Origin of the sequence: Pararhodobacter sp. (assembly GCF_036802785.1) — a bacterium.
GTDB lineage: Bacteria > Pseudomonadota > Alphaproteobacteria > Rhodobacterales > Rhodobacteraceae > Pararhodobacter.
Map to the genome: position 1 here is coordinate 1 of NZ_DAIRVN010000072.1, position 25,962 is coordinate 25,962.

24 protein-coding genes and 1 pseudogene are annotated in these 25,962 nt (G+C 65.5%); 10 read left to right on the forward strand and 15 right to left on the reverse strand.

Going from position 1 to position 25,962, the window contains the following annotated elements; genetic code table 11:
• From V7Q53_RS18895 to V7Q53_RS18915, 5 genes and pseudogenes are all read right to left on the reverse strand, one after another.
• Positions 1-183, reverse strand: a pseudogene (locus V7Q53_RS18895) (UDP-2,4-diacetamido-2,4,6-trideoxy-beta-L-altropyranose hydrolase); the annotation flags it as partial.
• A complete protein-coding gene (gene pseF / locus V7Q53_RS18900) occupies positions 180-860 on the reverse strand; it encodes a pseudaminic acid cytidylyltransferase (RefSeq protein ID WP_333830338.1) in 681 nt (226 codons plus the stop codon). The gene pseF and the pseudogene V7Q53_RS18895, both read right to left, overlap by 4 nt.
• Positions 857-2,014 carry a UDP-4-amino-4,6-dideoxy-N-acetyl-beta-L-altrosamine transaminase gene (pseC, locus tag V7Q53_RS18905; protein ID WP_333830339.1) on the reverse strand — a complete coding sequence of 386 codons (1,158 nt, stop codon included), beginning with the start codon at positions 2,012-2,014 and terminating at the stop codon, positions 857-859. Before pseC ends, pseF begins: the two co-directional genes overlap by 4 nt.
• Positions 2,011-3,009: a UDP-N-acetylglucosamine 4,6-dehydratase (inverting) gene (gene pseB, locus V7Q53_RS18910; RefSeq protein ID WP_333830341.1), complete on the reverse strand. Its 999-nt coding sequence runs from the start codon at positions 3,007-3,009 to the stop codon at positions 2,011-2,013. The genes pseC and pseB overlap by 4 nt, the downstream gene beginning before the upstream one ends.
• Before the next feature lie 156 nt (positions 3,010-3,165).
• On the reverse strand, positions 3,166-4,536 hold the full coding sequence (locus V7Q53_RS18915) for a 3-deoxy-D-manno-octulosonic acid transferase (RefSeq protein WP_333830343.1): 1,371 nt from the start codon (positions 4,534-4,536) through the stop codon (positions 3,166-3,168).
• A gap of 127 nt (positions 4,537-4,663) precedes the next feature.
• On the opposite strand from V7Q53_RS18915, the gene V7Q53_RS18920 reads away from it, so the two are divergent.
• The 3 genes from V7Q53_RS18920 (at position 4,664) to V7Q53_RS18930 (ending at position 8,181) form a co-directional block, all read left to right on the forward strand.
• The gene (locus V7Q53_RS18920) at positions 4,664-5,758 is read left to right on the forward strand and encodes an AI-2E family transporter (protein ID WP_333830344.1); all 1,095 of its coding nucleotides are present in this window, start codon (positions 4,664-4,666) and stop codon (positions 5,756-5,758) included.
• A 69-nt stretch (positions 5,759-5,827) separates the two neighbouring features.
• The gene (locus tag V7Q53_RS18925; protein WP_333830346.1) at positions 5,828-6,583 is read left to right on the forward strand and encodes an endonuclease/exonuclease/phosphatase family protein; all 756 of its coding nucleotides are present in this window, start codon (positions 5,828-5,830) and stop codon (positions 6,581-6,583) included.
• Positions 6,580-8,181: a phospholipase D family protein gene (locus V7Q53_RS18930; RefSeq protein WP_333830347.1), complete on the forward strand. Its 1,602-nt coding sequence runs from the start codon at positions 6,580-6,582 to the stop codon at positions 8,179-8,181. The genes V7Q53_RS18925 and V7Q53_RS18930 overlap by 4 nt, the downstream gene beginning before the upstream one ends.
• A 71-nt stretch (positions 8,182-8,252) precedes the next feature.
• Here V7Q53_RS18930 and V7Q53_RS18935 read toward each other — a convergent pair whose 3' ends face one another.
• The 3 genes from V7Q53_RS18935 to cobT all read right to left on the reverse strand — a co-directional run bounded on the left by V7Q53_RS18935 (position 8,253) and on the right by cobT (position 13,537).
• Positions 8,253-10,031 carry an aminopeptidase P family protein gene (locus V7Q53_RS18935; protein WP_333830364.1) on the reverse strand — a complete coding sequence of 593 codons (1,779 nt, stop codon included), beginning with the start codon at positions 10,029-10,031 and terminating at the stop codon, positions 8,253-8,255.
• 132 nt (positions 10,032-10,163) lie between these two features.
• Entirely contained in the window at positions 10,164-11,477 is a 1,314-nt protein-coding gene (locus V7Q53_RS18940; protein ID WP_333830348.1) for an enoyl ACP reductase FabMG family protein, read from the reverse strand.
• A 185-nt stretch (positions 11,478-11,662) separates the two neighbouring features.
• Entirely contained in the window at positions 11,663-13,537 is a 1,875-nt protein-coding gene (cobT, locus tag V7Q53_RS18945) for a cobaltochelatase subunit CobT (protein WP_333830349.1), read from the reverse strand.
• A gap of 189 nt (positions 13,538-13,726) precedes the next feature.
• On the opposite strand from cobT, the gene V7Q53_RS18950 reads away from it, so the two are divergent.
• Together V7Q53_RS18950 and V7Q53_RS18955 are read left to right on the forward strand one after the other, a co-directional pair.
• On the forward strand, positions 13,727-14,320 hold the full coding sequence (locus tag V7Q53_RS18950; protein ID WP_333830350.1) for an NADPH-dependent FMN reductase: 594 nt from the start codon (positions 13,727-13,729) through the stop codon (positions 14,318-14,320).
• Positions 14,321-14,534: 214 nt separating this feature from the next.
• A complete protein-coding gene (locus V7Q53_RS18955; protein ID WP_333830351.1) occupies positions 14,535-15,116 on the forward strand; it encodes an exopolysaccharide biosynthesis protein in 582 nt (193 codons plus the stop codon).
• Between the two features lie 80 nt (positions 15,117-15,196).
• Here the strand turns inward: V7Q53_RS18955 and cobS are convergent, their stop codons facing one another.
• Entirely contained in the window at positions 15,197-16,171 is a 975-nt protein-coding gene (cobS, locus tag V7Q53_RS18960) for a cobaltochelatase subunit CobS (RefSeq protein WP_333830352.1), read from the reverse strand.
• Between the two features lie 539 nt (positions 16,172-16,710).
• Here cobS and V7Q53_RS18965 point away from each other — a divergent pair.
• Positions 16,711-17,418, forward strand: a complete 708-nt coding sequence (locus tag V7Q53_RS18965) for a DUF5765 domain-containing protein (RefSeq protein WP_333830353.1) — start codon at positions 16,711-16,713, stop codon at positions 17,416-17,418.
• Here V7Q53_RS18965 and V7Q53_RS18970 read toward each other — a convergent pair.
• Positions 17,415-18,164, reverse strand: a complete 750-nt coding sequence (locus V7Q53_RS18970) for a Stf0 family sulfotransferase (RefSeq protein ID WP_333830354.1) — start codon at positions 18,162-18,164, stop codon at positions 17,415-17,417. The two genes, V7Q53_RS18965 and V7Q53_RS18970, sit on opposite strands and share 4 nt — an antisense overlap.
• Before the next feature lie 12 nt (positions 18,165-18,176).
• Positions 18,177-18,830 carry a J domain-containing protein gene (locus V7Q53_RS18975; protein ID WP_333830355.1) on the reverse strand — a complete coding sequence of 218 codons (654 nt, stop codon included), beginning with the start codon at positions 18,828-18,830 and terminating at the stop codon, positions 18,177-18,179.
• A gap of 141 nt (positions 18,831-18,971) precedes the next feature.
• Here V7Q53_RS18975 and V7Q53_RS18980 point away from each other — a divergent pair, with 141 nt between their 5' ends.
• Entirely contained in the window at positions 18,972-19,238 is a 267-nt protein-coding gene (locus V7Q53_RS18980; RefSeq protein WP_333830356.1) for a BolA family protein, read from the forward strand.
• Positions 19,239-19,437: 199 nt separating this feature from the next.
• Here V7Q53_RS18980 and V7Q53_RS18985 read toward each other — a convergent pair whose 3' ends face one another.
• On the reverse strand, positions 19,438-20,001 hold the full coding sequence (locus tag V7Q53_RS18985; RefSeq protein WP_333830357.1) for a DUF4177 domain-containing protein: 564 nt from the start codon (positions 19,999-20,001) through the stop codon (positions 19,438-19,440).
• Between the two features lie 180 nt (positions 20,002-20,181).
• Here V7Q53_RS18985 and V7Q53_RS18990 point away from each other — a divergent pair, with 180 nt between their 5' ends.
• Positions 20,182-20,673: a YbjN domain-containing protein gene (locus V7Q53_RS18990; protein ID WP_333830358.1), complete on the forward strand. Its 492-nt coding sequence runs from the start codon at positions 20,182-20,184 to the stop codon at positions 20,671-20,673.
• 34 nt (positions 20,674-20,707) lie between these two features.
• On the opposite strand, the gene V7Q53_RS18995 is transcribed toward V7Q53_RS18990, so the two are convergent.
• Positions 20,708-21,319: a transglycosylase SLT domain-containing protein gene (locus V7Q53_RS18995; RefSeq protein ID WP_333830359.1), complete on the reverse strand. Its 612-nt coding sequence runs from the start codon at positions 21,317-21,319 to the stop codon at positions 20,708-20,710.
• A 194-nt stretch (positions 21,320-21,513) separates the two neighbouring features.
• On the opposite strand from V7Q53_RS18995, the gene gatB reads away from it, so the two are divergent.
• Both gatB and V7Q53_RS19005 read left to right on the forward strand, forming a co-directional pair.
• On the forward strand, positions 21,514-23,025 hold the full coding sequence (gene gatB, locus V7Q53_RS19000; protein WP_333830361.1) for an Asp-tRNA(Asn)/Glu-tRNA(Gln) amidotransferase subunit GatB: 1,512 nt from the start codon (positions 21,514-21,516) through the stop codon (positions 23,023-23,025).
• A 13-nt stretch (positions 23,026-23,038) separates the two neighbouring features.
• A complete protein-coding gene (locus V7Q53_RS19005) occupies positions 23,039-23,533 on the forward strand; it encodes an acyloxyacyl hydrolase (protein ID WP_333830362.1) in 495 nt (164 codons plus the stop codon).
• Positions 23,534-23,575: 42 nt separating this feature from the next.
• On the opposite strand, the gene V7Q53_RS19010 is transcribed toward V7Q53_RS19005, so the two are convergent.
• Positions 23,576-24,652: a hybrid-cluster NAD(P)-dependent oxidoreductase gene (locus V7Q53_RS19010; RefSeq protein ID WP_333830363.1), complete on the reverse strand. Its 1,077-nt coding sequence runs from the start codon at positions 24,650-24,652 to the stop codon at positions 23,576-23,578.
• Positions 24,652-25,890, reverse strand: coding sequence for an aromatic ring-hydroxylating oxygenase subunit alpha (locus V7Q53_RS19015; RefSeq protein ID WP_333830365.1), 1,239 nt, complete (start codon positions 25,888-25,890; stop codon positions 24,652-24,654). Before V7Q53_RS19015 ends, V7Q53_RS19010 begins: the two co-directional genes overlap by 1 nt.
• Between the last annotated feature and the right edge of the window lie 72 nt (positions 25,891-25,962).

Sequence of the window (25,962 nt, forward strand, 5' to 3'; positions counted from 1 at the left end):
GGTGGTGACGGGGTAACCCTCAGCCCCGATCCGCGCGATCAGATTGCCCGGCAGCGCGCGGGTGATGAACCGGCAGTCAGCCCCTTGCACCCGCAGCGCCCCGGCCAGCGTCAGGCAGCGCATCACATGGCCCGAGCCGATCTCGACCGAGGCATCGGCGCGAAAGGCAACCCGCAGGGTCATGGCGGCGACAGCGCAAAAAGGGCCTCGGCGCGCGCCCAGTCCTCGGGCGTGTCGATATCCTGCACGCGGTGGCGCGGCAGCGCCAGCCCCACCGAGCCGGGACCGAAAGGCGCGCCTTCCGCCCAATGCCCGGCCCGCGCCCAGTAGAACTGCCCGGCATCATGCCAGGCCTCTTCAAGGTCCTGACTGCGCGTGTTGCGGTGTTCCGGCTGCATGAAGGCGACGCGCCCGGTGGCCGGGTCATGGCGCAGGGCGCGCTGGATGGGGAAGGGAAAGCTGGTGATTGCCATCACGAAATCGACGCCGGCTTCCATCAGCCGCGCATGGCCCGAGCGCAGGTCGTCGGCCCGTACCATCGGCGCGGTGGCGTATAGGCAACAGACCGGCGTGTTGTCAGTCAGCCCCAGCGCCTGCGCGGCATGGGCAATCACCGGGGCGGTGGCGGTGTGGTCATCGGCCAGCGCTTCGGGGCGCAGGAAGGGCACCTCGGCCCCCTCGGCGCGGGCGATACCGGCGATCTCATCATCATCGGTGGAAACCACCACCCGCGCGAACACCCCCGATGCCAGCGCCGCCGCGATTGACCAGCCGATCATCGGGCGGCCATGGAACGCGGCGATGTTCTTGCGCGGTATGCGCTTGGAGCCGCCACGCGCGGGGATGACACAGACGCTCATGCCGCCAGCGCCGCTTTCAGCGTGGCGACCACCCGGTCCTGATCTGCCTCGCTCAGGCCGGGGTAAAGCGGCAGGCTGATCGCTTCGCGGTAATAGGTCTCCGATTGCGGGAAATCGCCGGGGGCAAAGCCCATCGCCCGGTAGAAGGGTTGCAGATGGACGGGGATGTAATGCAGGTTCACGCCGATCCCGGCGGCGCGCATCGCATCGAACGTGCCGCGGTGGCGGTCGGCGGGCACCCGCACGACATAGAGATGCAAAGCCGAGCGGTTGTCAGCCGCGCGCCGGGGCAGGGTGACGGGCAGGCCCTTGAGCAAGCGGTCATAGCGCGCCGCCAGCGCCTGCCTGCGCTCAACGAACGCTTCCAGCCGGTCAAGCTGGCTCAGACCCAGCGCCGCCTGCATCTCGGTCATGCGGTAGTTATAGCCAAGTGCGATCTGCTCGTAGTACCACGCCCCGTCCGGCGCCTGTGTCATCTCGGCGGGCTCACGGGTGATGCCATGGCTGCGCGCCAGTTCCATCCGCCGGGCAAGAACAGGGTCATTGGTGGTGGCCAGCCCGCCCTCGGCTGTGGTGACAATCTTGACCGGGTGAAAGCTGAACACGCAGATATCGCTATGGGTGCAGGCCCCCACCTTCTGGCCCGCCTGCACAGCACCGATTGCATGGCTCGCATCCTCGATCACCCGCACGCCGTATTCACGCGCCAAAGCGCCGATGGCGGCCATATCGCACGGCTCACCCTGCAGATGGACCGGCACCAGCACCTTGGGCAGGCGCCCTTCCTCCTTGGCCGCTGCCAGCTTTTCGGCCAGCGCGCGCGGGCACATCAGCCATGTCACCGGGTCGATATCGACGAAATCCACCGTCGCGCCGCAGTAAAGCCCGCAATTGGCCGAGGCGACAAAGGTTGTCGGCACCGTCCACAGCACATCCCCCGGCCCCAGATCCAGCGCCATACAGGCCACATGCAGCGCCGAGGTGGCGCTGTTGACCGCGACGCCATGCGCGGCCCCCGTCAGCGCTGCCACCGCCCCCTCAAAGCGCGGCACCGCCGGCCCCTGCGTCAGGTAGTCCGAGCGCAGAACGGCCTCGACCGCCGCGATATCCGCGTCACTGATCGCCTGACGGCCATAGGGGATGAACCCGCTCATAACACGCCGATCTTTCCGGCATTGGCAGTGATCCAGCCTGCCAGCGCCTGCGGTTCCATCCATTCGGGGTTGGTATCGGAGGCATAGGTGAAGCCATCCGGCACGCGCTTGCCATCCTTGATCCGCCCGGGGCTGGAAGACCAGTTGTGAATGGCGGGCAATATCTTGAAATGGTCCGCATATTCATAGGTATGCGGCGCATCCTCTGGCCCGATCATCTGCTCGTGCAGCTTCTCGCCGGGGCGGATGCCGATAATCTCGTGCGTCGCCTCAGGCGCCACCACGCGGGCGATGTCGGTGACCTTCATCGAGGGGATCTTGCGCACATAGACCTCGCCACCCTCCATGTCCTCCAGCGCATGCCAGACCAGTTCAACGCCCTGTTCGAGCGAGATCATGAAGCGGGTCATGCGGCTGTCGGTGATCGGCAGCACCCCCTTGTCGCGCTGGCTGGCAAAGAACGGAATGACCGACCCGCGAGAGCCCATGACATTGCCATAGCGCACCACGGAAAACCGCGTGCCATGCTCACCGCCATAGGAATTGGAGGCCACGAACAGCTTGTCCGAGGCCAGCTTCGTGGCACCGTAAAGGTTGATCGGGCTGGAGGCCTTGTCGGTGGACAGCGCCACCACCCGCTTGACGCCGCAGTCAATCGCCGCGTCAATGACATTCATCGCGCCGTTGACATTGGTCTTGACGCATTCAAAGGGGTTGTATTCGGCGGTCGGTACAATCTTGGTGGCCGCCGCGTGGATCACATAATCCACCCCGCGAAAGGCGCGGTACAGGCGGTCACGGTCGCGCACATCGCCGATGAAAAAGCGCACCCGGTCATCGCCGCCGAAAAGCTTGGCCATTTCCCATTGCTTCATCTCGTCGCGGCTGAGGATGATCAGCTTGCGCGGATTGTAGCGCTCCAGTGTCATGGGCACAAAGGCATGCCCGAACGAGCCGGTGCCGCCGGTGACAAGAAGGGTGGAATTCTGCAGCATCAATCTGATGTCCCCGAAACGGATTGCGCCCTGTCCCGGCCTGCGCGGGGCTGAAGCGGGGCGTCGGCCGTGTTGCGCATGGCCCGGACAAGGGCCGGAAGTGTCGCACCTGTATCCCCGATGCGCCGCGCGGTTTCAATAGCGAGGGGCGCGCGCTCAGCGGATGGTTGCGGGAGCAGGGCTGCGCGTCAGCAGCGGGGCCAGCCCGTCCATGGTGCGCGCGCTTGCGCCCGTGCGGGCCGTGGCAAAGGCGCGCGCACGCCCGGCCATGGCGGCCAGCGTGGCCGGGTCGGCCATCAGGGCTTTGATGCGTGCCTCAAGCGCGGCGGCGTCAGGCAGGCTTTCAAAGGCACCGGCGCGCGCGGCGGGTTCGGCGTCAAAGGCGATCCCCCAGATGGAGGGGCCCATGACCACCGGCTTGCCAAGCGCCATCGGCTCCATGATGTTATGCCCGCCCTGCCTGCCCAGCGAGGCCCCCACGAACACCAGATCGGCCATGGCGTAATAGCGGTTCATCTCGCCAAGGCTGTCGCCCACCATCACCCGGATGCCATCGGGCAGGGCGCCCGCCATATCCGGCCCCAGTGCGGAGCGGCGCAGCACCGGCAGGCCCTGCGCCGTCAGCGCCTGCGCCACCGCGTCAAAGCGCTGCGGGCTGCGGGGCACCCACAGCACCCGCAGGTCAGGGTCGGCAGTCAGCAGCCCGGCCACCATGGCCAGCAGCGCCGGTTCCTCATCCTGCACGCTGGACGCCAGCATCAGCACCCGCCCGTTCGCTTCCCCCGCCCAGCGTGCCCGCAGGGCCTGCCCCAGTGCCGGGTCTTCGGGGTCTATGCGCTGGTCATATTTCAGCTCCCCCACCACCGAAATCCGCGCCGGATCAACGCCGATGTCCGCGTAGCGCGCGGCGAAAGCCTCGGTGCGGGTGAAGATATGGTCAAAGAGGCCGTAAAGCCGCAGCACCTGCCGCTTCATCCAGCCCCGCCGCGCGCCCGGCACCCGCTGCACCAGATTGCCATTGGCCAGCACCAGTGGCACCCCGGCGCGCGCGCTCTCGATCAGCATGGCGGGCCAGATCTCCACCTCCAGCACGATCAGCATCGCCGGGCGGGCGCGGCGCAGGAAAAGGCGCAACGCCCAGAACAGATCAAGGGGCACATAGCGATGGGTGATGCCCGCATCAGCGGCGAAAAGCGCGCGCCCGGCGTTCAGGCCAGCGGGGGTCTGATAGCTCAGGATCACCGGATGGCCCGCCGCGCGCAGCCGTTCAATCAGCGGGCTGGCCGCGCGCATCTCGCCCAGCGAGGCCGCAAAGACCCAGACCGCGCCGCCCCCGCCGGTGGGGCCAAGGCCGATGCGATGCGACAGGTGGCGCAGGAAATCAGGCTCGCGCCGGGCGCGGGGCAGCACCAGAAACGGGGCCAGCGGCAGGATCAGATGCGCCAGAACCTGCGTGACGGCATAAAGCGCGCATGTCGCAAGGGGCAGGGGCCGCCTGTCCGCTGTCCCTTGCCGCCGCTGCACCATGCCCTGCTCCGCCCCTGCAAAACCGCTCGGTAGCCCCGCACCCGGGGGCTGTCAAGCGCAGCGACACGGCCACTGGTGCGCCGCCGGATTGCTGCTAGGATACAGCCTGCCCAACCGGAAGACCGCCATGCCCGCCGTGACCGATACCCGCTCGTCGCTGACCACGCTGACCCTGTCTGTCTTTCTGGCGATCATGGTGGGCTGGCTGCTCATGGTGGGAAAAAGCTTGCTGATACCGATCATGATCGCGGTGATGTCGGTCTATGTGATCGCCACCTCCTCGCGGGCGATGGCGCGCTGGCCGGTTACCCGCCGCCTGCCGGAATTTCTGCGCAAGGTGTTGCTGGGCCTTGCCTTCATCGGCATCCTTGCCGCGCTCAACTGGGTGGTGATTGTCACCGCGCGCGACCTTGTGGCGCTGGGCCCGGCCTATCAGGCCAATATCGAGCGGATGATCGCGCAGGGCTTCGGCCTTTTCGGACTTGAGGAGAACCCTGACTGGAACGCCATTTCCGAGGTGGTCTTTGGCCGCGTCGATATGACGGCGTTCATCGGCGGGCTTGCGGGTTCTGTTGGCTCCATGGTGGGGGTGCTGGTGCTGGCAGTGGTCTATGCCGTGTTCCTTGCCGCCGAGGCCACGGGCTTTTCGCGCAAGCTGGCGGTCGCCGTTCCGGACCGCGAACAGGCTCTGCGCACCCAGGGTATGATCGAGGCGATCAACGCGCGGATCGGCGATTACCTTGCGGTCAAGACGCTGATCAACGTGGTGGTCGGTTCGCTGTCCTGGGTGGTGCTGTCGCTTTTCGGAGTGGATCATGCGCTGTTCTGGGCGCTGATGATCGGCATTCTCAATTACATCCCCTATTTCGGCTCGCTGATCGCGGTGGCCTTTCCGGTGCTGATGGCCATGGTGCAGTTCGGCTCGATCCAGATGGCGCTGGGCGTGGCGGCCTGCCTGACGGCGGTCAACATGTGGGTCGGCAACTGGCTTGAACCGCGCATGATCGGCGGGCGGGTGAACATGTCCCCTTTCGTGGTGGTGGCTGCGCTGTCGTTCTGGACCACGCTCTGGGGTGTGGCGGGGGCAATTCTGGCGGTGCCGATGACCTCGACACTGGCGATCATCCTTGCCAGCTTCCCGCAGGGCAGGCCCTTCGCGGTGCTGCTTGCCAATGACGTGAGCGAGTATGAACGCCCCGTTGTCAGGCCCGAAGCCGGATAAACGTTGCCCTGCGCCCCCCGTCACCCCATATGAACGGAAACGCCCCGTTTCAGGAACCTGCCGCCGCTGATGACCACACCGACCGTACCGACCACCCCGCCCTTGCCGTCTGACCTTCTGGTCGGATCGTATAACGTCCACAAGGGGGTGGGCGCGGATATGCGCCGTGATCCTGAGCGGATCATTCAGGTGATCCGCGAGATCGGTGGCGATATCGTCGCCCTGCAGGAGGTGGACAGGCGCTTTGGCGACCGCAAGGGCGTGCTGGACCTTGGCATGCTGACCGAGGTTACCGGGCTGTCGGCGGTGCCGCTGGACGGGCGGCTGGGGCGGCTGTCGCATGGCTGGCACGGCAACCTGCTGCTGTTCCGCAATGCCGAGGTCGAGGAGGTGCGCGCCATCACACTGCCGGGGCTTGAGGCGCGCGGCGCCATCGTGGCGGACCTGAAGGTAGCGGGCCACCCGCTGCGGGTGATCGCGGCGCATCTGGGGCTTCTGCACCAGTCCCGGCTGCTGCAGGCCGCCCGTCTGGCCGAAGAGATTGACGGGGCCGAAGGGCGGCCCACGCTGGTGATGGGCGATCTGAACGAATGGCGGCTGGGTGCAAGCTGCTCGCTGATGCCGCTGCGCAAGGGACTGAGGGCGGTCAAACGCTCGTCATTGACGGTGGCCAGCTTTCCCGCCCGGATGCCGGTTCTGCCACTTGACCGGATCATCACCTGCAACCGCGCCGAACTGACCGCGATCGAGCCGCATAACTCGCCGCTGGCGAAACAGGCCTCAGACCACCTTCCGATCAAGGCCCGCCTGCGGTTCATGCCATGATAGAGGCATTGCTCTGGATCGGCGGGCTGGTGGTGCTGGTCGTCCTGGGCTCGGTTCTGGCGCTGTGGTCCTATGGCCGCTTCGCGCGCCGCGCTGTCGGCCAACCCGCCCGGTCGCTGCCCCCGGGGCAGGAGGCGCCGCTTGACCGGCTGCTTGCCCCGCGCGAAGACGCGCATCCGGGCGAGAGCGGGGCAATGTTCGTCTTCAATCCGCACGAAGCCTTTGCCCTGCGCCGCAACCTGACCGCGCTGGCCCTGCGCAGCGTCGATGTGCAGTATTACATCTGGTCCGACGATCTGACCGGGCGGCTTCTGGCGCAGGCGCTGCTCGATGCCGCCGACCGCGGGGTGCGGGTGCGGATGCTGCTGGATGATGTGAACGTGCTGGGCCGCGACCCGCTCTATCTGGCGCTGGACAGGCACCCGGGGGTGGAGGTGCGCCTGTTCAACCCCATCCGCCGCCGCGAACGCACCATCCGGCGCGGGATCGAGCTGTTCTTCAACATGGTGCGCTACAACCGGCGCATGCATGGCAAGACATGGATCGTGGATGGCAGGCTGGCGGTGATCGGCGGTCGCAATGTGGGTGATGTCTATTTCGGCGCGGGCAGCGGGCGGCGGCGCAATAACGATGATATCGACATGCTGCTCGCCGGGACGGTGGTGGACAAGGCCGCCGGGGTGTTTGATGCCTTCTGGAATGACGGGATGGCGCTGCCGATTCAGGCGCTCTGGCACAAGCGGCGCACCAGCCTGTCGCGGCTGCGCGCAAGGCTGGCGCGCGACCGGCAGGGTGAGGCGGTGCGCGACTATCTGGACCGTGTCGCCATCGCGCTGCGCACCCGTGGCTGGAGCGGGGTGGGCGCCTTGCCCGCCAGCAGCCTGGGCGACGGCGAACCCGCCCCGCCGCTGCCGCCCCTCGATGCGCTGCACTGGTCCGCTGCCACCGCGCTGATCGCCGATCCGCCGCAAAAGGCGCTGGGCAACGGCCACTATGACTGGCTGCCGGAAGAGCTGATGCCCCGGCTGGCCGAAGCCACCCGTCGTCTGCGCATCATGACCCCCTATCTGGTGCCCGGCGCCGACGGAATGGCCGCGCTGACCGGGCTTGCCGCGCGCGGTGTGCGTGTCGAGGTGATTACCAACGCGCTGGCGGTGAATGACCATGTGGTGGTGCACGGCGCCTACCGCTGGTATCGCAAGGGCCTTCTGGCGGCGGGGGTTCAACTGCATGAATTCGCCGCGCGACCGGGCAAGGGCCCCTGGCCGGTTCAGCCGCGCGAAATGCTGCACGGCAAGGCGATGACCATCGATGACGCGCTGGGCTTTGCGGGCTCGTTCAACTTTGATCTGCGCTCGGCCTTTCTCAATACCGAGATGGGGATCATCTTTGATGACCCCGCGCTGCTGAGCGAACTGGCTGACCGCTTTGACCGCGCCATCCTGCCCGATCAGGCGTTTGAACTGGCGCTTGACGGCAAATGGGTGGTCTGGCGGCGGGGGGAGGGAACCCCGCTGACCATCGAGCCTGACAGCACGCTGAGCCGCCGTCTGGTGTCCTTCGTGGTGGGCCATCTGCCCATTCACCGCTGGTTGTGAGGGCGGAGCGGGGGCGCTGCCCCCGCACCCCCGGGATATTTTTGAACAGATGAAAGGGAAAAGGGCGCGCCTCAGAGCGGGGCGCAGGCGCGCGCGAGCCATATGCGGGTGTTGTCCGCCACCAGCGGGCCGATCTCGGCCAGAACCCGGGCATGATAGGCGTTCAGCCATGTTGTTTCGAGGGGGCTGAGCAGCGCGGGCTCGATCAGACGGGTGTCGATGGGGGCGAGCGTGAGCGTCTCGAATTCGAGCATCGCGCGCCCTTCGCCCATATCGGGGGCGGGGCGCACCGCGATCAGGTTTTCGATGCGGATGCCAAACTCCCCCTCGCGGTAATAGCCCGGCTCATTCGACAGGATCATCCCTTCGGCCAGCGGCAGGGTCGAGAGGCGCGACAGCCGCACTGGCCCTTCATGCACCGACAGCGCCGCACCCACGCCATGCCCGGTGCCGTGGTCATAATCCTGCCCCGCCAGCCACAGCGGATAGCGCGCCAGCGCATCCAGATGCGCCCCGGCCACCCCGTGCGGGAAGCGCGCGCGCGACATCGCGATCATTCCCTGCAGCACCCGTGTATAAGCCGCGCGCCGCTCAGGCGCGACTGTTCCCACCGGCAGCGTGCGGGTGATATCGGTGGTGCCGTCCGGGTATTGCCCGCCCGAATCCAGCAAGAACAGATCGCCGTCGCGCAGCCGGCGGTTGCTTTCGCCGGTCACGCGGTAATGGACGATCGCCGCATTCGGCCCGGTGGACGAGATGGTTTCAAAGCTCAGATCCAGCAGTTCGCCGGTGGCGTGGCGCATGTCCTCCAGCTTTCTGGCGATGTCGATCTCGGTCAGATCGCCCAGCGGCGCGCTGTCATACCAGGCGAGGAATTCAACCATTGCCGCCCCGTCGCGCCGGTGCGCCGCGCGCATGCCCTCCAGCTCGGCCGCCGTCTTGCAGGCCTTGGGCATCAGGCAGGGGTCGGCGCCCGGCGCGCCCTGCGTCAGCGCCCCGGCCACGGCAAGGGGCGCGGTGGCCGGGTCGAACTGAACGCGCCCGTTCTGCGCGCGCAGGGCGGCTTCATAACCCTCGGGCGCGTGCAGCGTGACATCGCCGTCCAGCGCCAGATCGCCCAGCTTGGCGCGGTCAATGAACAGATCCAGCCGCGCATCGTCATGCAGCAGGGCGAAAGCCTGCACCACCGGGTTGCGGGCGATATCGCTGCCGCGGATGTTGAGCAGCCACGAGATGCTGTCAGGCAGCGTCAGCGCCACGGCAGACACGCCCTGCGCGCGCAGATCAGCGGCCAGTGCGCGGCGCTTCTCGCCGGAAGAGCGCCCCGCCAGCGCCAGCGGATGGGCGCGGACCTTGCCCCGGGGCGGGGCGGGCTGGTCAGGCCAGATGGCGTCAACGGGGTTGTCGGTGAGCGGCGTCAGGGTGATGGCTGACCCCTCAAGCCCCGCGCGCAGGCGGGTGATTTCATCGGGCGTGTGCAACCACGGATCAAAGCCGATCACCGCCGCTTCCGGTGCCTGCGCGCGCAGCCAGTCGGCGGGGCTGGTATCGGGCCAGTTGACCGGGGTGAAGACCCCAAGGTCGATCTGGCCGCGCACCTGCACCCGGTAGCGCCCGTCAATGAACACCCCCGCCACCTGCGCCAGCACGATGCAGAACCCCGCCGAACCGGTGAAGCCGGTCAGCCATGCCAGCCGCTCATCGCGTGGGGAGACATACTCGCCCTGATGCGCATCCGCGCGCGGCACGATGAACCCGTCCAGCCCCCGCGCGGTCAGTTCCCTGCGCAGGGCCAGCAGGCGGGGCGGGCCCTGATCAGGGCGGGTGGAGGCGGTGAAGGATTGCAGCATGGTCAGGTGTGCCCCGTGTTCGGTTTCGGGGCAGAGTGTCATTGCGGGATGGGAATGGCAATGTGGGGGGGCGGGGGGCAGCTATGCGGACAGAGCTGTCGTTGGTTTATGGCGGCAAGCGATCGAGCGCCCCTACACGTTCGCAAGAAGGCTGCGTGCAACACGATCATGGTTGAGCCAGAGAACCGGACCAGAAGGTGAGCTTGCCTCGCTAAAGATCAGCTGTCCTGTGGCCGTCACTACATGGTAGCTCAGAACGTCACTGACCAGCACCTTGGTGTCCTTGTGCAACTGGACGATCTCGGCGGACGTGCCGATGGTTTGTTCGGCCTGCTCGGCACTGTTGGGTAGTGGCCAGGATGCGAAGTCGTAGTAGCGCTGCATCGCCTCGTGGTTCTGGTAGTCAGCGATTTTCTGAAGCAGATCGTCCAGCGTCACGCCATTCTTGAGAAGCGCCTCGCATTCTTGCCACAGGGCATCGACCCACGCGCCGCCGCCCTCTTTCTTCAGCGCGCGCAAAAGCGGAAGCAACGACAACTCGATCCCCGCGAACACATCAGAGGAGTTGGTGCGGATTTCGGGGCAGTTGAAGACCGTAGCTTTCACGCCATCGGCCCAAGCCGCTGTGGCGATACGCTCCAGCCGCATCTTGGCATAGCCTTGGGTGTAGTTCGTGTAGGTCTGCCAGCGATAGTCGTCGCCAATCAGCACCTCAGTCCCGTGATAGCCATAGGCGATATATCGGACCTGCCCGCCCGTGGCCTTGATCCGATCGCGGATCGGCGCGCTGGCCTCGATGAGGTGCTGGAACGTATTCGCCGAGACTTCATCGAAATTCTGGAGAAGCATCTTGCCCAAATCGCTCTCGATCAGGTCCTGCGAGGACATGTGGCGCGCGCCGCGGCCCTTGTAGATCCGGTTCGCGATCACGAGGAATGCTTTGGCCTTCGGAATACCCCCTGCCATCGTATGCGCGAAGATGACGTTCCTTCCATCCGGAATCATGCCGTCCAGCGTGCCCATCACACGGCCAAGCGTGTCCTTGAACCGGGTGACGCCGCGCTGGCGGCACGCTTCAATGTGATCCCAGTCGAGCTTGTCACCCTTCCACGACTCCACTGTCATTCTGTTCAAAAGATCGGTCGGCGTAGGCTGTCCTTCCGGCGCGTCGAGATCGAAGCCCGCCATCAGGGGCTGGTTGATGATGGTGCCGCCCAAGTTCTCCTCGGCTGCTGCAAGCTCCTCCGCCGTCAGCGCGCGGAGGTTGTTGTTCTCATCCCGCCGTCCGACTGTGATCCCCACGATCTTCATGCCGGCCTTGCGGGCCTGATCGACCAGACCAGTGGCGTATCCCCGCCCGAACAACTCGCCAAACAGGACGAACACGTCGCCGCCGCGGAACAGGGTGTTGTTGGACGTGGTCTTCTGTGGGGTGGGACGGTTCATGGTAACCTGTAGGGTTGTTAATCAGTGCAGGACGCGAATCTACTACAGACCACTCGGAGAGTCATCAGGTGCATATTCCTTCCGCAGGCGCGTGAACACATCAGGATGTGAATGGCGGCTTCGGGCTCAACCCGCCCGCCCGCAGCAGGCGTTTCACGAATGCTCAGGCCAGCGGCTCCCGGCCCCTACCGCCCCATCGCCGCGTTAATCCCCATCACCCGCGCCCGCGCCCTCGGGTCGTTATCGAACAGCGCCGCCAGCTGCTCGGTCATCGCGCCCGCAAGCTGTTCGACATCGGTGATCGTCACCGCGCGGTCGTAATAGCGCGTCACGTCATGGCCGATGCCGATCGCCAGCAGTTCCACCGCCTTGCGTTTCTCGATCATGCCGATCACGTCGCGCAGGTGCTTCTCAAGGTAGTTCGCGGCATTGACCGACAGCGTGGAATCGTCCACCGGCGCGCCATCGGAAATCACCATCAGGATCTTGCGCGCCTCACGCCGGCCCAGCATCCGCCGGTGCGCCCATTCCAGCGCCTCGCCGTCGATGTTTTCCTTCAGCAGGCCCTCTTTCATCATCAGGCCCAGATTGTCGCGCACCCGCCGCCAGGGCGCATCGGCGCTTTTGTAGATGATGTGGCGCAGGTCATTCAGCCGCCCCGGCCCCTGCTGGCGACCATCCGCCAGCCAGCGCTCACGCGACTGGCCGCCCTTCCAGGCGCGGGTGGTGAAGCCCAGGATTTCCACCTTGACCTGACAGCGCTCAAGCGTGCGGGCCAGAACATCGGCACAGATCGCGGCGATAGAGATCGGCCTGCCGCGCATCGAGCCGGAATTGTCCAGCAGCAGCGTCACCACCGTATCGCGGAACTCGGTGTCTTTCTCGACCTTGAACGACAGGGGCGTGGTGGGGTTGGCGACCACGCGGGCAAGCCGGGCGACATCAAGGGTGCCCTCCTCAAGGTCAAACTCCCATGAGCGGTTCTGCTGGGCCTGCAGGCGGCGTTGCAGCTTGTTGGCGAGGCGGCTGACGGCACCCTTGAGCGGTTCAAGCTGTTGGTCAAGATAGGCGCGCAGGCGCTCCAGCTCGGCGGCATCGGCCAGCTCTTCGGCGGTGACTTCTTCATCGAAATCAGTGATATAGACGGCGTAGTTAGGGTCCGCGTCGGAGAATGGCGCGGGCGAAGGTGGCTCGGGCGGGGCCTCGGCCTGCGGGGCTTCGGTGTCTTCCGACATCTCGTCTTCGGCGTTTTCGTCCATCATCGCCTGGGTTTCGGCGCTTTCCTGACGCGGCCCGTCCTCGGCGGCCTCGGATTCATTCTGATCCTGGCTGTCGTCGCCCTGACTGTCAGGGTTTTCGGGGGCATCGGCGCTTTCCTCGTCGCTGCCCTCCTCCTCGTCGCCGGTATCGTCGGGGTCATCGCCCAGCTGATCGCCATACCCCAGATCTTCGATCATCTTGCGGGCAAAGCGGGCGAAAGCGGCCTGATCGGCCAGCACATCCTGAAGGGTTTCCAGCGTCGCCCCGGCCTGTTCCTCGACAAAGCCGCGCCACAGATCGGCAACCGTCCCCGCACCGCGCGGCAGTTCCCGGCCGGTGGCGATCTGACGGATCAGGTAGCCCGCGGCAACGGGCAGCGGCGCCTCGGCCTGACTGCGGATCTGGGAATAGCCCTTGCGCTCGGCGTCATGGGCGATGCGCGCGTCGATGTTGGAGGCCGTTCCGGGCATGTGCCGGGCGCCCACCGCTTCGCAGCGCGCTGTCTCCATCGATTCGTAGAGATCGCGCGCCATCTGGCCCTGCGGCATATAGCGGGCATGGGTGGCATCGTTGTGAAAGCGCTTGCGCAGGGCAAAGCCATCGGCGGTGCCGCGCGCCAGCAGAACCTCGTCGCGGGTCATGCGGCGGGTCACCTGCGGCAGGCGCATCGTGTCGGCGGTCATACCCGGCGGGTCAACCGAAAAACTGACCGCGATCTCAGGATCGTCGGCCAGCGTGCGCGTAGCCTCGGTCAGGGCTTTTTTGAACGGATCGGCGGGGTTGTCTGTGGCGCGGGTCATGCACCAGATAAAGCACCAGTCCCCCGCCGGGGCAAGAGGCACATTGCGTTGCGCGGGGTTTCGCACAGCGCCATCCTGCCCGCTATGCATATTCGCACGGGCGATGTGCGCACCTGCGGGGCTGACATTCCGCCCCTGTGCAACGATGTTCAAGGCATCGAAACGCCAATCATCCTGACGGAGAATACCATGACCACGAAACCCCGTATCGCCATTATCCTCGGCTCTACCCGTGACTCGCGCTTTGGCATGAAGCCCGCGCAGTGGATCTTTGACAAGGCCGTCGCCCGTGGCGACTGGGATGTCGAACTGGTCGATCTGCAGGATTTTGACCTGCCGCTGTTCAACGAAGTCGCCTCGAACGCATGGGCGCCCAGCGAAGACAGCCGCGCCGTGGCATGGCAGAAGAAAGTCGGCGAGTTCGACGGCTATATCTTCGTGACCCCCGAATACAACCGCTCGATCACCGGCGCGCTGAAGAACGCGCTTGATCAGGCCTATGTCGAATGGAACCGCAAGGCCTATGGCATCGTCAGCTATGGCTCGGTCGGCGGCACCCGCGCGGCAGAGCATCTGCGCACCATCGGGATTGAACTGCAGATGGCGTCGACCCGCTCGGCCGTGCATATCGGCGGTGGTGACTTCTTTGCCGTGCACCCGCTGGGTGGCCAGAACAAGGAAATCAGCGAGATCGAAGGTTCGATCGGCGCCTCGGCTGACGCAACGCTGAGCGAGCTGGACTGGTGGACCCGCGCCACGATGGCCGCGCGCGCGGCAGCCTGAACGCCACAGGGCTGAGACGGGAAGGGGGGCAATTGCCCCCCTTTTTCGTGTCCATGACCCGGTTTTTCATATCCTCACGCGGCGTCGCCTGCGGATCGCGCGGAACCTTGGCCCGCCACAGGGGTTGACTGGAGGGCCGCCTGACGCATCGTCGTTGCGCCGCCTGCGCAGGCTGGCCCCGGACCGGCGCCCTACCACACAGAAAGGCGCAGCCGTGAACCAGCAGAATACCCCCTCGCTTACCGATGTGCTCGACGGGCTCGAAAAGGCCGGCGACGATGAGAATGTGACCATCGGCCAGATCCTTGACGAGGTCGGCGACCGCTCGCTTGCGCCGATCCTGCTGGTGCCCGCGCTGATCACGGCCTCGCCCATTTCCGGCATCCCGGGCGTACCCACGCTGACGGGTATCATCGTCGGGCTGATCGTGGTGCAGATGCTGATGGGGCGCGATACCCTCTGGGTGCCGCAGGGTCTGGCCAAGCGCGGCGTGTCGCGCCAGAAGATGGGCAAGGCGGTGGCGTTTCTGCGCAAGCCGGTGGGTTGGCTGGATGGGCTGATGAAGCCCCGGATGAGCTGGCTGGCGGAGCGGCCGTGGAATTATGTGGCACTGCTGATCTGCCTCGCCATCGCCATCACCACCCCGGTGATGGAGCTGCTGCCCATGGCGATCTCCATCGCGGCGGTTGCCATCGGCCTCTTTGCCGCCGGGCTTCTGATGCGCGACGGTCTGGTGATCCTGATCGGCTATGGCGTGGTAGGCTTGACGATTTATACGGTCATGACGTTGCTCTGACGCATGTCATCTGACGAGGGGCACAAAAGAAACAACCGCCCGGGATGCGGGCGGTTGCGGAAAGCGGCAGAAAGGGGTGGTTACCCCATGCTCATGCTGGCGGCTGATTCGGGCAGTTCCTCACCAAAGCAGCGCTGATAGAACTCGGCCACCGTCTGGCGCTCAAGCTCATCGCATTTGTTGAGGAAAGTCAGCCGGAAGGCGTAGCCGATATTGCGGAAGATGCGCGCATTTTCCGCCCAGGTGATCACCGTGCGCGGCGACATGACCGTCGAAAGCTGGCCCTTCATGAAGGCGGTGCGGGTCAGGTCGGCAACCGTCACCATCTGGCTGATCTCCTGGCGGCCCTTGGCGGTGTTGAATGCCGCGTTCTTGGCCAGCACGATCGCTGCTTCGGCGTCATGCGACAGATAGTTCAGCGTGGCGACCAGTGACCAGCGGTCCATCTGTGCCTGGTTGATCTGTTGCACGCCGTGGTAAAGGCCGGTCGTGTCGCCCAGACCCACGGTATTGGCGGTGGCGAACAGCCGGAACGACGGATGCGGGGTGATGATCTCGTTCTGGTCCAGCAGCGTCAGCTTGCCGTCATGCTCCAGCACCCGCTGGATGACGAACATCACATCCGGGCGGCCCGCGTCATATTCGTCAAAGACAATGGCGACAGGGTTGCGCAATGCCCAGGGCAGGATGCCCTCGTGGAATTCGGTCACCTGCTTGCCGTCGCGCAGCTTGATCGCATCCTTGCCGATCAGGTCGATCCGGCTGATATGGCTGTCAAGGTTCACCCGCACCGAGGGCCAGTTCAGCCGCGCGGCGATCTGTTCGATATGGGTGGATTTCCCGGTGCCGTGATAGCCTTGGATCATCACGCGGCGGTTGTACTGAAACCCTGCCAGAATGGCGAGCGTGGTGTCATGGTCGAACTTGTAGGTCGTGTCGATGTCGGGCACGCGGTCGATGCGCTCGGCAAATCCCTTGACGACCATATCCGAGTCGATTCCGAAAACATCGCGCACCGAGATCTCTTCGGTGGGTTTGAGCATCTTTTCCGCCATGGGACTCCGCCATCCGTGCCAGTGTCTGCCCGGGCCGATTGTCACCCGGAGAGGGTTTCATGGATCATATTGCCGGGCGGTGCAAGGGCAAGGGGCCGATGAAACGCCCGCAGCCCCCTCATCAGGGTGCCGCGCCCCGTCCGGGACCATGCGGGCCGGGGAAGCCGGGTGAAGAACAGGAAGAGGGTGCTGCCCCCGCCGCCCTCCGGGCGTTCGCGGCCGGGGCCTTCCGCCGGAAGCCCGCGTGACGCTGCTCATCCCCCCGGGGGAATTTGCGAACAGATAAGGCAGGGGCGCGGCGCGTCCCTTTCACCTGTTCAAAAATATCCTGGGGTGAATGGGCCGCAAGGCCCAGAGGGGCAAAGCCCCTTTCTGCCCGGCACACAGGCATACTGGACACCGTTTCAGGGTGAAAGTCGCGGGCAGCAGGAGCGCTGTTGCGTCGCTCCCGCCGATCGGGCAGCATGCGCGCGGGCCGCCCGGGCCGGACACCCGGCAGCCTGCCATCGGAGACAAGTCAGAGGACGGGAGTTGCGGGCATGTGCTGGAGCATGGCGGTTTCGGGGGCGATGGTGGGGCTGGGCGGGGCGGCGACGGCGGTGACGCTCAGGCGCGGCGATACGCCGGTCATCCCGCTGACATTGAGCTATTTCACCCTGATGGAGGCGCTGCAGTTCGCCGGATACATGGTGATCGACCAATGCGCCTCACCCGCCAATCAGACGATCACCCTGCTGTCGGTTCTGCATATCGTCTTTCAGCCCTTCGTGATCAATGCCTTTGCCATGGCGCTCGTCCCGCGAAGGGTTTCCACCGGCATGAAAACCCTTGTCTTCGGCCTGTGCGGGCTTTCGGCCATGGTCATGATCCTGCAGCTTTACCCCTTCGCCTGGGCCGGAAGCTGCCAGCCCGGCTCGAACCTCTGTGCGGCGCAGATGTGCACGGTGTCCGGCGACTGGCATCAGGCATGGGACGTGCCCTATAATGGCCTGATGGTGCCGGTGGAACAGTTTCTCGGCATTCGCTGGGGGTTTCCGACCTATATGGTGGTCGCCTTCCTGTTGCCGCTGATCTATGGCGCCTGGCGGCTGGTGCTGTTCCATGCGCTGGCGGGGCCGGTGGCGGCGGGGCTGCTGACCTCGAACCCGAACGAGGTTCCGGCGATCTGGTGCCTGTTCTCGCTTGCCATCATCATGATCGCGCTCAGCCCGATGATCCGGCGGCGGATGCAGCTGGCGCCGGTTTAGCCCGCTTCGGCCCGGAACCGCGCGGCCCACTCACGGTTCACCGCATCCGACAGCCGGGCGGTGCGGGGGCGCACGGTTCCGGCAGGCGGCGGGGCAAGGCCAAGTGCCTGACAGACGCGCGCCAGTGTGGCCGGCGGGTCGCTGGCCAGTTCCTCATAGCTCAGCGTCAGGGGCGTGATCCCTTCGCGCGCGAACCAGTGGTGCCACTGCGCCGCATCGCGCGTCAGCCGCGCCAGTTCCGCGTTGATCGCGGCGTGGTCATAGACCGGCAGGCGGGGCGGGGCCGTGCGCTCGATCTCGCTGCCGTCCGGGGCGCGGTGCCAGAGCCCGGTTTGCTGCGCAAGCACCCGTGAGATCGCCTGTGCCAGCGGATCGGCGCGGGTCAGATGCAGATAGGCCAGCCGCCCGAAACCCGCCTCCAGCCGCGCCCGGTCAGAGGGCAGGCCGGGGTGCAGCCGGTCCAGCAGGGCGATCAGTTCAGGCAGGCTCTCAGCCATCAGCCGCAGGCCGAACAGCGGCGTGCCCGCGCGCCCGGCTGCAATGGCGGCGGCCAGATAGGCGCGCTCAGCCGTCGGGGTGCCCGCATCGCCCTGCGCCACGCCCCAATGCGCCGCCCATTCAGCGATATCCTCACGGCGGAAGAAGGAATGCGGGTCACCCGCCTGTCCGGTTGCCGCCAGAAGCCCGCCCAGAAGCGTGCTGCCAGAGCGGGGTGTGGCGCACAGGATATAGCCGTCAAGCGCCATGATACCCCTCCTTCAGTCGCGGAAATGGCGGCTTTCCTTGATCTGATCCCAGGCCCAGACAACCTCCTGCAGGCGCTCTTCATCGGCGCGGTTGCCGGCGTTCAGGTCAGGGTGCAGGTCCTTGACCAGGCTTTTGTATTGCTTGCGGATCTCGGGGCGCGACCAGGTGTCGCGGGCATCCAGAATTTCAAGCGCGCGGCGTTCGGTGGGTGGCAGACGGCGGGTGGGGGTGCCGCCGGGGCGCACCGTAGCCGGTTCCGGCGCACGGCGTGTGGCCTTGTCGCCAAGCACCTCGAACGGGTCCTTGATGCCGTGGCGTTCCCAGCCCTTGGCCTCGCGCGCACTGCTGCCGGTGCCCAGCGGCTCGGTCGCGCGGCCCCAGACGCGGTCACGTTCCATCGTGCCGAGCATCTCTTCCTCGGTTTGCCCGGCGAAGAAATTCCACTTCAGGTTGTATTCGCGCACATGGTCCTTGCAGAACCACAGATAGTCATCCAGCGCATCGCGGGCGCGCGGTGCCCGGTACAGCCCTGGCAGCGTGCATCCCGGATGCTCGCACTGACGCGACGAGGTCTCGACCGCGCCCGACATCCCGCGCCTGCCTTTGGTGCGCTTTTTCTTGTCGGTTGAGGCGCGGATATCGAAATTGAAAGGGTTGCCTGTCATCGCTCGTCCCGGATTGTTCTTTCTGTTCTGCATTGGTGCCCGCCCGAAACCACACCGGCGGGAAGCCGCATTTCCGCCCCTTGCGAGTCGGACGCAGGAGTTTAGTTTGTTCGGCAGGATAATGGAAAGGGCAGAGCAGCCATGTCAGCGCAGAATCGCGTGATTGAGGAAATGGAGCACCGCCTGCGCGCGGGTTTCGCCATCGATGAACTGGTGCTGGAGGATGAAAGTGAGCAGCACCGCGGCCATGCCGGCTGGCGCGAGGGTGGTGCGACGCATTTCCATATCGCGCTGCAATCGCCCGATTTCAAGGGGCTCAGCCGGATTGAGCGGCACCGGGCAGTGCATGCGGCGCTTGGGGCTGATCTGGTGGCGCGCATCCACGCGCTGCGGATGACGCTGACCTGAGCAAACGCAGAAAAAGTGGGCACCGGTTTTACGGCAGCGTTTGCGACCAGAGGACGTTTGCAAACGCAGAAAAAGTGGGCACCGGTTTTACGGCAGCGTTTGCGACCAGAGGACGTTTGCAAACGCAGAAAAAGTGGGCACCGGGTTGGTGAAGGCTTTGGGGGGGGGGCTGGATGGCCCCCCGGCCCCGGTTCGGGTGTCAGCCCTGCGTGCCGTCTTCATCCAGTGCACGGGTGCGCAACAGGGGCTCAGCGCGCTCGGGCTGGGTGCTGCGCAGCGCGGCACCGGGGCGCAGAACCGGCTCCTGCCGCCCGACGGGTTCAGCCCTTGCGTCGGGCCGCAGGGAATCGGCGCGCGGCGCATCGGGGCGGAGCGCGTCGGCGCGCGTCGCGACAAGGCTCAGGCGGGGGGCCTGCTCCGGCTCCGCCGTCCTATCGTCGGACGTATCGTCCAGCGCGGGTTCCTCGGCCAGGTAGGGTTCGGCATCATCGGCCACGGCGTGATAGGGCAGGTCGCTGCGGGTGGTGTCGCCCGTCCCCGTCGCGCGGCGGAAAACCAGCACCGACTGGAAGCTTCTCGCCGTGCCGGTCAGGCCCTTGCGCTCTTCGCAGGGCAGGGTTTCAGAGCGCAGATACTCCCATCCTCCGGTGGCCTCTGCGTTGACGGCGGCCTCCAGCATATGTGCAAAGCGCTCGGCAGGGGTCTTGAGCCCTTTCAGCTTGGCGGTGCGCAGCGGCGCGGGAATGACCTTGTATTCGTACATCCTGATCTCGGCTTGAGGGTGGTTCAGGCCTTGTGCGGCAACGGGCGCAGTTTTGCAAGCAGGCCGGGCCGCGGCAGGCAGTTGATTGCCGCCGCCGGGCAGTGCTAGCCTGCATTTGCAACCCGTCAGAGGTATCCCGTCATGGTCCCGAGTCAAACGATTCCCGCTTTCGTATTTGTGATGTCTCTTCTTGCCCTGCCCCAGCCGGGCGCGGCCCAGATCGGTGGCATGATCACCGGCCGCGATGTCGATCGCGTGGTGGAACTGGCCAGCGCCTATGGCGTGGCTGAGCGCCAGCCGGATGACCCGGGTGAGGGGCCATGGATCCGCGCAGAAATGGCGGATGTGGTCTATTCGATCACGTTTCTGAACTGCACGGAGGGGGCGAACTGCACCTCGCTGCAACTGCGCGCCTGGTGGGAATCCGGCGGCGCGCATACGCTTGAGCAGATGAACGACTGGAACCGCGAACGCCGCTTTGGCGCCGCCTATCTGGATGCGAACCAGAATGCGACGGTTGAATTTGACGTGAATCTTGCAGGCGGCGTGACCGCCGCCAATTTCGATGACACGCTGCAATGGTGGCAGGTGGTGCTGGATGAATTTATCAGCACCGTGATCGACCCGGGCTTTGCTCGGGCAGGCAGCAGCAGAGCGCCGCTGAGCAAGTGACCTCTGGCACCGTTATGCCGGGGCGGGGCAGGTTTTATTCTGCCCGGACCGCTGTCGCCTGCACCGATGCGGTCTGGCCCTGTGCCTGACAGACCGGCAGCGCGCGGGTGAACCGGGCCACTTCGGCGCGTTTGGCGCCGTCGCGCATCGGCGGCCAGTCAGCGGCCACACCGCCACTGCCCGAGGCCACGACGCCGTCGCGCAGCACCGCCGCCGTGGCGATGCGGGTCGCGCAGCTCAGATTGGTTGGCCCGTCATAGAGCCCGTTGGGTGCCGAAAGATCGCAGCCATGGTGCCGCGCCGTGGCGGGGGAGATCTGGAGCAACCCCTGATAGCGCCCGCCCGCACCCGCCGCCCGCGGGTTCCAGGTGCTTTCAAACCGCGCCAGCCCCGAGAAGAACGCAACCCAGAACGCCGCGCGCCCCTCTTCGCTGGCCTCGGTATAGCCCGGGCAGAACTCTGCGGCATCGCGCGGGTTCAGCGCCAGCAGCGGTGCGCCATGGGTCATCAGCGCCTGCATCATCGCATCGTTCCACTCCGAGGCTTCGCTGCGGTGATCCCAGCGGGCGGCAACCTCGACCGGCTGGTGCGCCGCAATCGGCTGGCAGGCGGCAAGAACAAAGGCGGCGATGAGCGCATAGCGCATAGGGTGCTCCGAAGGCAGTTGATGTTAACAGCCCCTTGCGCCGGTCTGCGCTTTTGGGCAAGACCTTACGTTTGTGTGATCCGGGCTGGCGCGCCTTTTCGGCGATTCTTCGCCCATTTTGTGCCGATTAACCGCTTCCCTCCGGGGGAAAGGCGCACTAGAACCGCAGCCGCATACCGTGAGGAGCCCGCACCATGCTCGATCTCAGCTTCGAATCCCCCCGCCCGAAAGTGCTGTCCGGCGCCACCGGCGACTGGGAACTGGTCATCGGCATGGAGATCCATGCGCAGGTTTCCAGTCAGGCAAAACTCTTTTCCGGGGCTTCCACCACTTTCGGGGCTGAGCCGAATTCAAATGTCTCGTTCATTGACGCCGCCATGCCGGGCATGCTGCCAGTGGTCAATGAATTCTGTATCGAGCAGGCGGTGCGCACCGGGTTGGGGCTGAAGGCGGCGATCAATCTGCGCTCGGCCTTTGACCGCAAGAATTACTTCTACCCTGACCTGCCGCAGGGCTATCAGATCAGCCAGCTCTACCACCCGCTGGTGGGTGAGGGTGAGGTGATTGTCGAAATGGGCGCGGGCGTGGCGCGGCGTGTGCGCATTGAGCGTATCCATGTCGAGCAGGATGCGGGCAAGTCGATCCATGACATGGACCCGACGATGTCTTTCGTCGATCTCAACCGCACCGGCGTCGCGCTGATGGAGATTGTCTCGCGCCCCGATATCCGTGGGCCTGAAGAGGCGGCGGCCTATGTGGTCAAGCTGCGTCAGATCCTGCGGTATCTGGGCACCTGCGACGGCAATATGCAAAGCGGCAGCCTGCGGGCGGATGTGAATGTCTCGGTCTGCCGCCCGGGCCAGTATGAAAAGTATCAGGAAACGCAGGACTTTTCGCACCTCGGCACGCGCTGCGAGATCAAGAACATGAACTCCATGCGCTTCATCCAGCAGGCGATTGATTATGAGGCGCGGCGCCAGATCGCGCTGCTGGAAGACGGCGGCAAGGTCGATCAGGAAACCCGGCTCTATGACCCCGACAAGGGCGAGACCCGCTCGATGCGCTCCAAGGAAGAGGCGCATGATTACCGCTATTTCCCTTGCCCCGACCTGCTGCCGCTGGAGATTGAACAGGCATGGGTCGATGATATCGCGGCCTCGATGCCTGAGCTGCCCGATGCCAAGAAGGCGCGTTTCATGGCCGATTACGGCCTGACGGATTATGACGCCTCGGTCCTGACGGCTGAGCTGGAAAGCGCGGCCTTCTTCGACAGCATCGCCAAGGGCCGCGACGGCAAGACCGCCGCCAACTGGGTGATCAACGAGCTGTTCGGGCGGCTGAACAAGGAAGGGCTGGGCATTGCCGACAGCCCGGTTTCCGCCGCGCAACTGGGCGGGCTGCTGGATCTGCTGGCCGATCAGACCATTTCTGGCAAGATTGCCAAGGATCTGTTCGAAATCCTCTGGACCGAGGGCGGCGATCCGGCGCAGATTGTCGAGGCGCGGGGCATGAAGCAGGTCACCGATACCGGCGCGATCGAGGCGGCTGTGGATGAGATCATCGCGGCCAACCCGGCGCAGGTTGAAAAGGCCCGCGCCAACCCCAAGCTGGCGGGTTGGTTCGTGGGGCAGGTGATGAAGGCTACCGGCGGCAAGGCCAATCCGGCCGCTGTCAATGCGCTGGTCAGCGCGAAACTCGGGCTCTGACGGAGAGATGGCAATGACAGCGACAATGACGGCGGCATTCAGGAAAACCCTTTGCGCGGCGGCCCTTGCAAGCGGGCTCATGGCCGCGCCGGCGCTTGCCGAAAGCCCGGCGCTGACCTTTGCGCTGGGTACCAACAGCAACGGCTCGGTCGAAGGGCTGCTTGGCTGGCGCGGCGCACCGCTGTTTTACGGCTTCCAGCCGATCGTCGCGGCCTCGCTCAGCAACCGGGGCGAGGGCTGGGTCGGCGGCGGTCTGGCCTATACGCTGCGCGCGCAGCAACAACCGTTTTTCGCGCGTGTTGCCTTGATGCCCGGCCTTTACCGGCAGGGCAGTGGCCGCGATCTGGGCGGCGTGGTGGAGTTCCGCAGCAGCCTTGAGGTCGGCATTCAGATGCGCGGCGGCGGCGAGCTGGGGCTTGGCATCGCGCACCGCTCGAATGCCGGGATCTATTCGTATAACCCGGGGATCAACACGCTCTATCTGGGCTATTCCATCGCCCTGAACTGAGCGCGGAACTGAGCGCTGCAAAGGGCGGGGCAGGGGTGCTGGCTACAGGTCCAGCACCACCTTGCCCATCGGGTTCGAGCAGCAGGCAAGGATCCAGCCTTCGGCGATGTCGTCATCGCTGATCCCGCCGTTATGAACCATATGCACCTCGCCCGCGATCTTGCGGGTCTTGCAGGTGCCGCACAGGCCAAAGGTGCATCCTGACGGGATGTTCAGCCCCGCGCGCCGCGCCACCGCCAGCACTGTATCGGTTTCCGAACAGGGCGCGGTGACGCCGCTTGTGGCAAAGGTGATCTGCGCACCCGCGCCTTCTTCCGGCGTGATATCCTCGATGACCGGGGCCTCGGCCTCGGTGCGGATGGGCGCGCCGAAGCTTTCCTGATGATACTGGTCCATGTCATAGCCCAAGGAGATCAGCATCTCGCGCACCATCTGCATGAAGGGCTCAGGCCCGCAGCAGAACACCCGGCGCTCCAGATAGTCGGGCGCCATCAGCCCCAGCATGATCTGGCTCAGCCGCCCCTGATAGCCGCTCCAGATGCCGAAGGGGTCAGGCTCCTTGACGGTGAAGCGCAGCTGCAACCCTTCAACCCGGCGGGCGAACTGCTCCAGCCGCTCGCGGAAGATGATGTCGGAGGGGCGGCGCGCGGCGTGGATGAAGGCGATATCCAGCGGCCCGCCCGAATCCCATGCCCAGGTGGTCATCGACATCAGCGGTGTGATCCCCGACCCGGCCGAGATGAACAGGTATTTCTGCGCCGGATGACGCAGAAAGCTGAAAATCCCGCCCGGACCGAAGGCGCGCAGCCGCATGCCGGGCTTCAGATTGTCCAGCATCCAGCGCGTGCCCACACTGTCCGCCTGCGCCTTGACGGTGACCGAGATGGACATGGGCCGCGAGGGGCTGGATGACAGCGTATAGGTGCGCTGCACATTGCCGCCCGGAACCGGCAGATCCAGCGTGATGAATTGCCCCGGCTGATAATCGAACCACGCGCCCGAGGGGGCGCGGAAAGCGAAGGTGGCGCAGCCGGCGGTTTCGGGCACCACCGTCACGCATTCCAGCATCTCGCTGTCACGCCACGGTTCTGTAGCCCAGTTCAGGCGCGTGCCCTCCATCACTGCGCCGCCATGGCCGGTTGCGGGGCCAGCCGCCTGCCCATCAGCCCGCAATACCAGTCGATGAACTGGATCACGCCTTCTTCCTGCAACACCGAATAGGGGCCGGGTTCATAGGCGGGCGACAGGATACCGCGCTGGTTTTCTTCCACCACCTGCCGGTCTTCGTCATTGGTGGTCAGCCAGACCTCGGTCAGGGTTTTCAGGTCATAATCCACCCCTTCGACGGCATCCTTGTGCACCAGCCAGTTGGTGGTCACCTCGGTCTCGGTGGGGCTGATCGGCAGCACCCGGAAGGTGATCGCATGATCGGCCAGAAAATGGTTCCAGGTGTTGGGGTAGTGATACATCAGCAGACTGCCCGCATCGTTGAACGGCATCTGCCCCATGCGCTTTGCCACGGCGGCCCGGGTGCTCATGGTGAAGCTTTCGGCGTTATCCAAGAGCGGAATGCGCGCCAGCCGCCACTGAAAGTCCGGGTGATGGACGAAGCGCGCGGGCAGGCCTGCCGCATCGCAGCGCTTCCAATGCGCCAGAATCCCGTCTTCGGCCACCTCGGAGCTTTGCATCCCCGTCATGCGCGGATTGTCCGAATAGGTGCGGCACAGCGAGGGGTGCGATCCACCGCAATGATAGCATTCGCGGTTGTTCTCGATCACCAGCTTCCAGTTGCCCTTCTCGATGATGGTCGAGCTGAAGGCGACCTTCGCCTCATTCAGCCCCGAGGGCGCCAGATAGGCCATCGCCGTGCGCGCCAGATCGGCCACCGGCGGCGGCACATCGGCCAGACAGATATACACAACACCCCCCAGATCGACGCAATGCACCTTCTTGAGGCCATAGCGCGCCGGGTCAAAATCCACGCCCATATCGCGGGCAAAGATCAGCTTGCCCTCAAGGTCATAGGTCCATTGGTGATAGGGGCAGACAAGGTTGGGCGTGCTGCCCGAGACCTTGGAACACAGCCGCTGGCCCCGGTGACGGCAGACATTATGGAAGGCGCGGATGCGCATGTCCTTGCCGCGGATCACCACCACCGGACAGGCGCCCACCTGCATCGTGGCATAGGCGCCGGGCTTGGCCAGTTCGCAGGCCGGCACGGCGAACAGCCATTCGCGGTAAAAGATCTGCTCCAGATCGGCCGCATAGACGCCCGGGTCACAGTAGAGCGCGCGCTCAAGCGAAAAATCCTTCTTTCGCATGGCGATACGCTGATGCACATCGTGCTGGCTAAGCATCCGGCCCTCGCTTTTCCCGGTTTCCCCGCGCGGGGGGGTGGTTCTGACTTGCGGGAACGGGGGAAGGGCGGG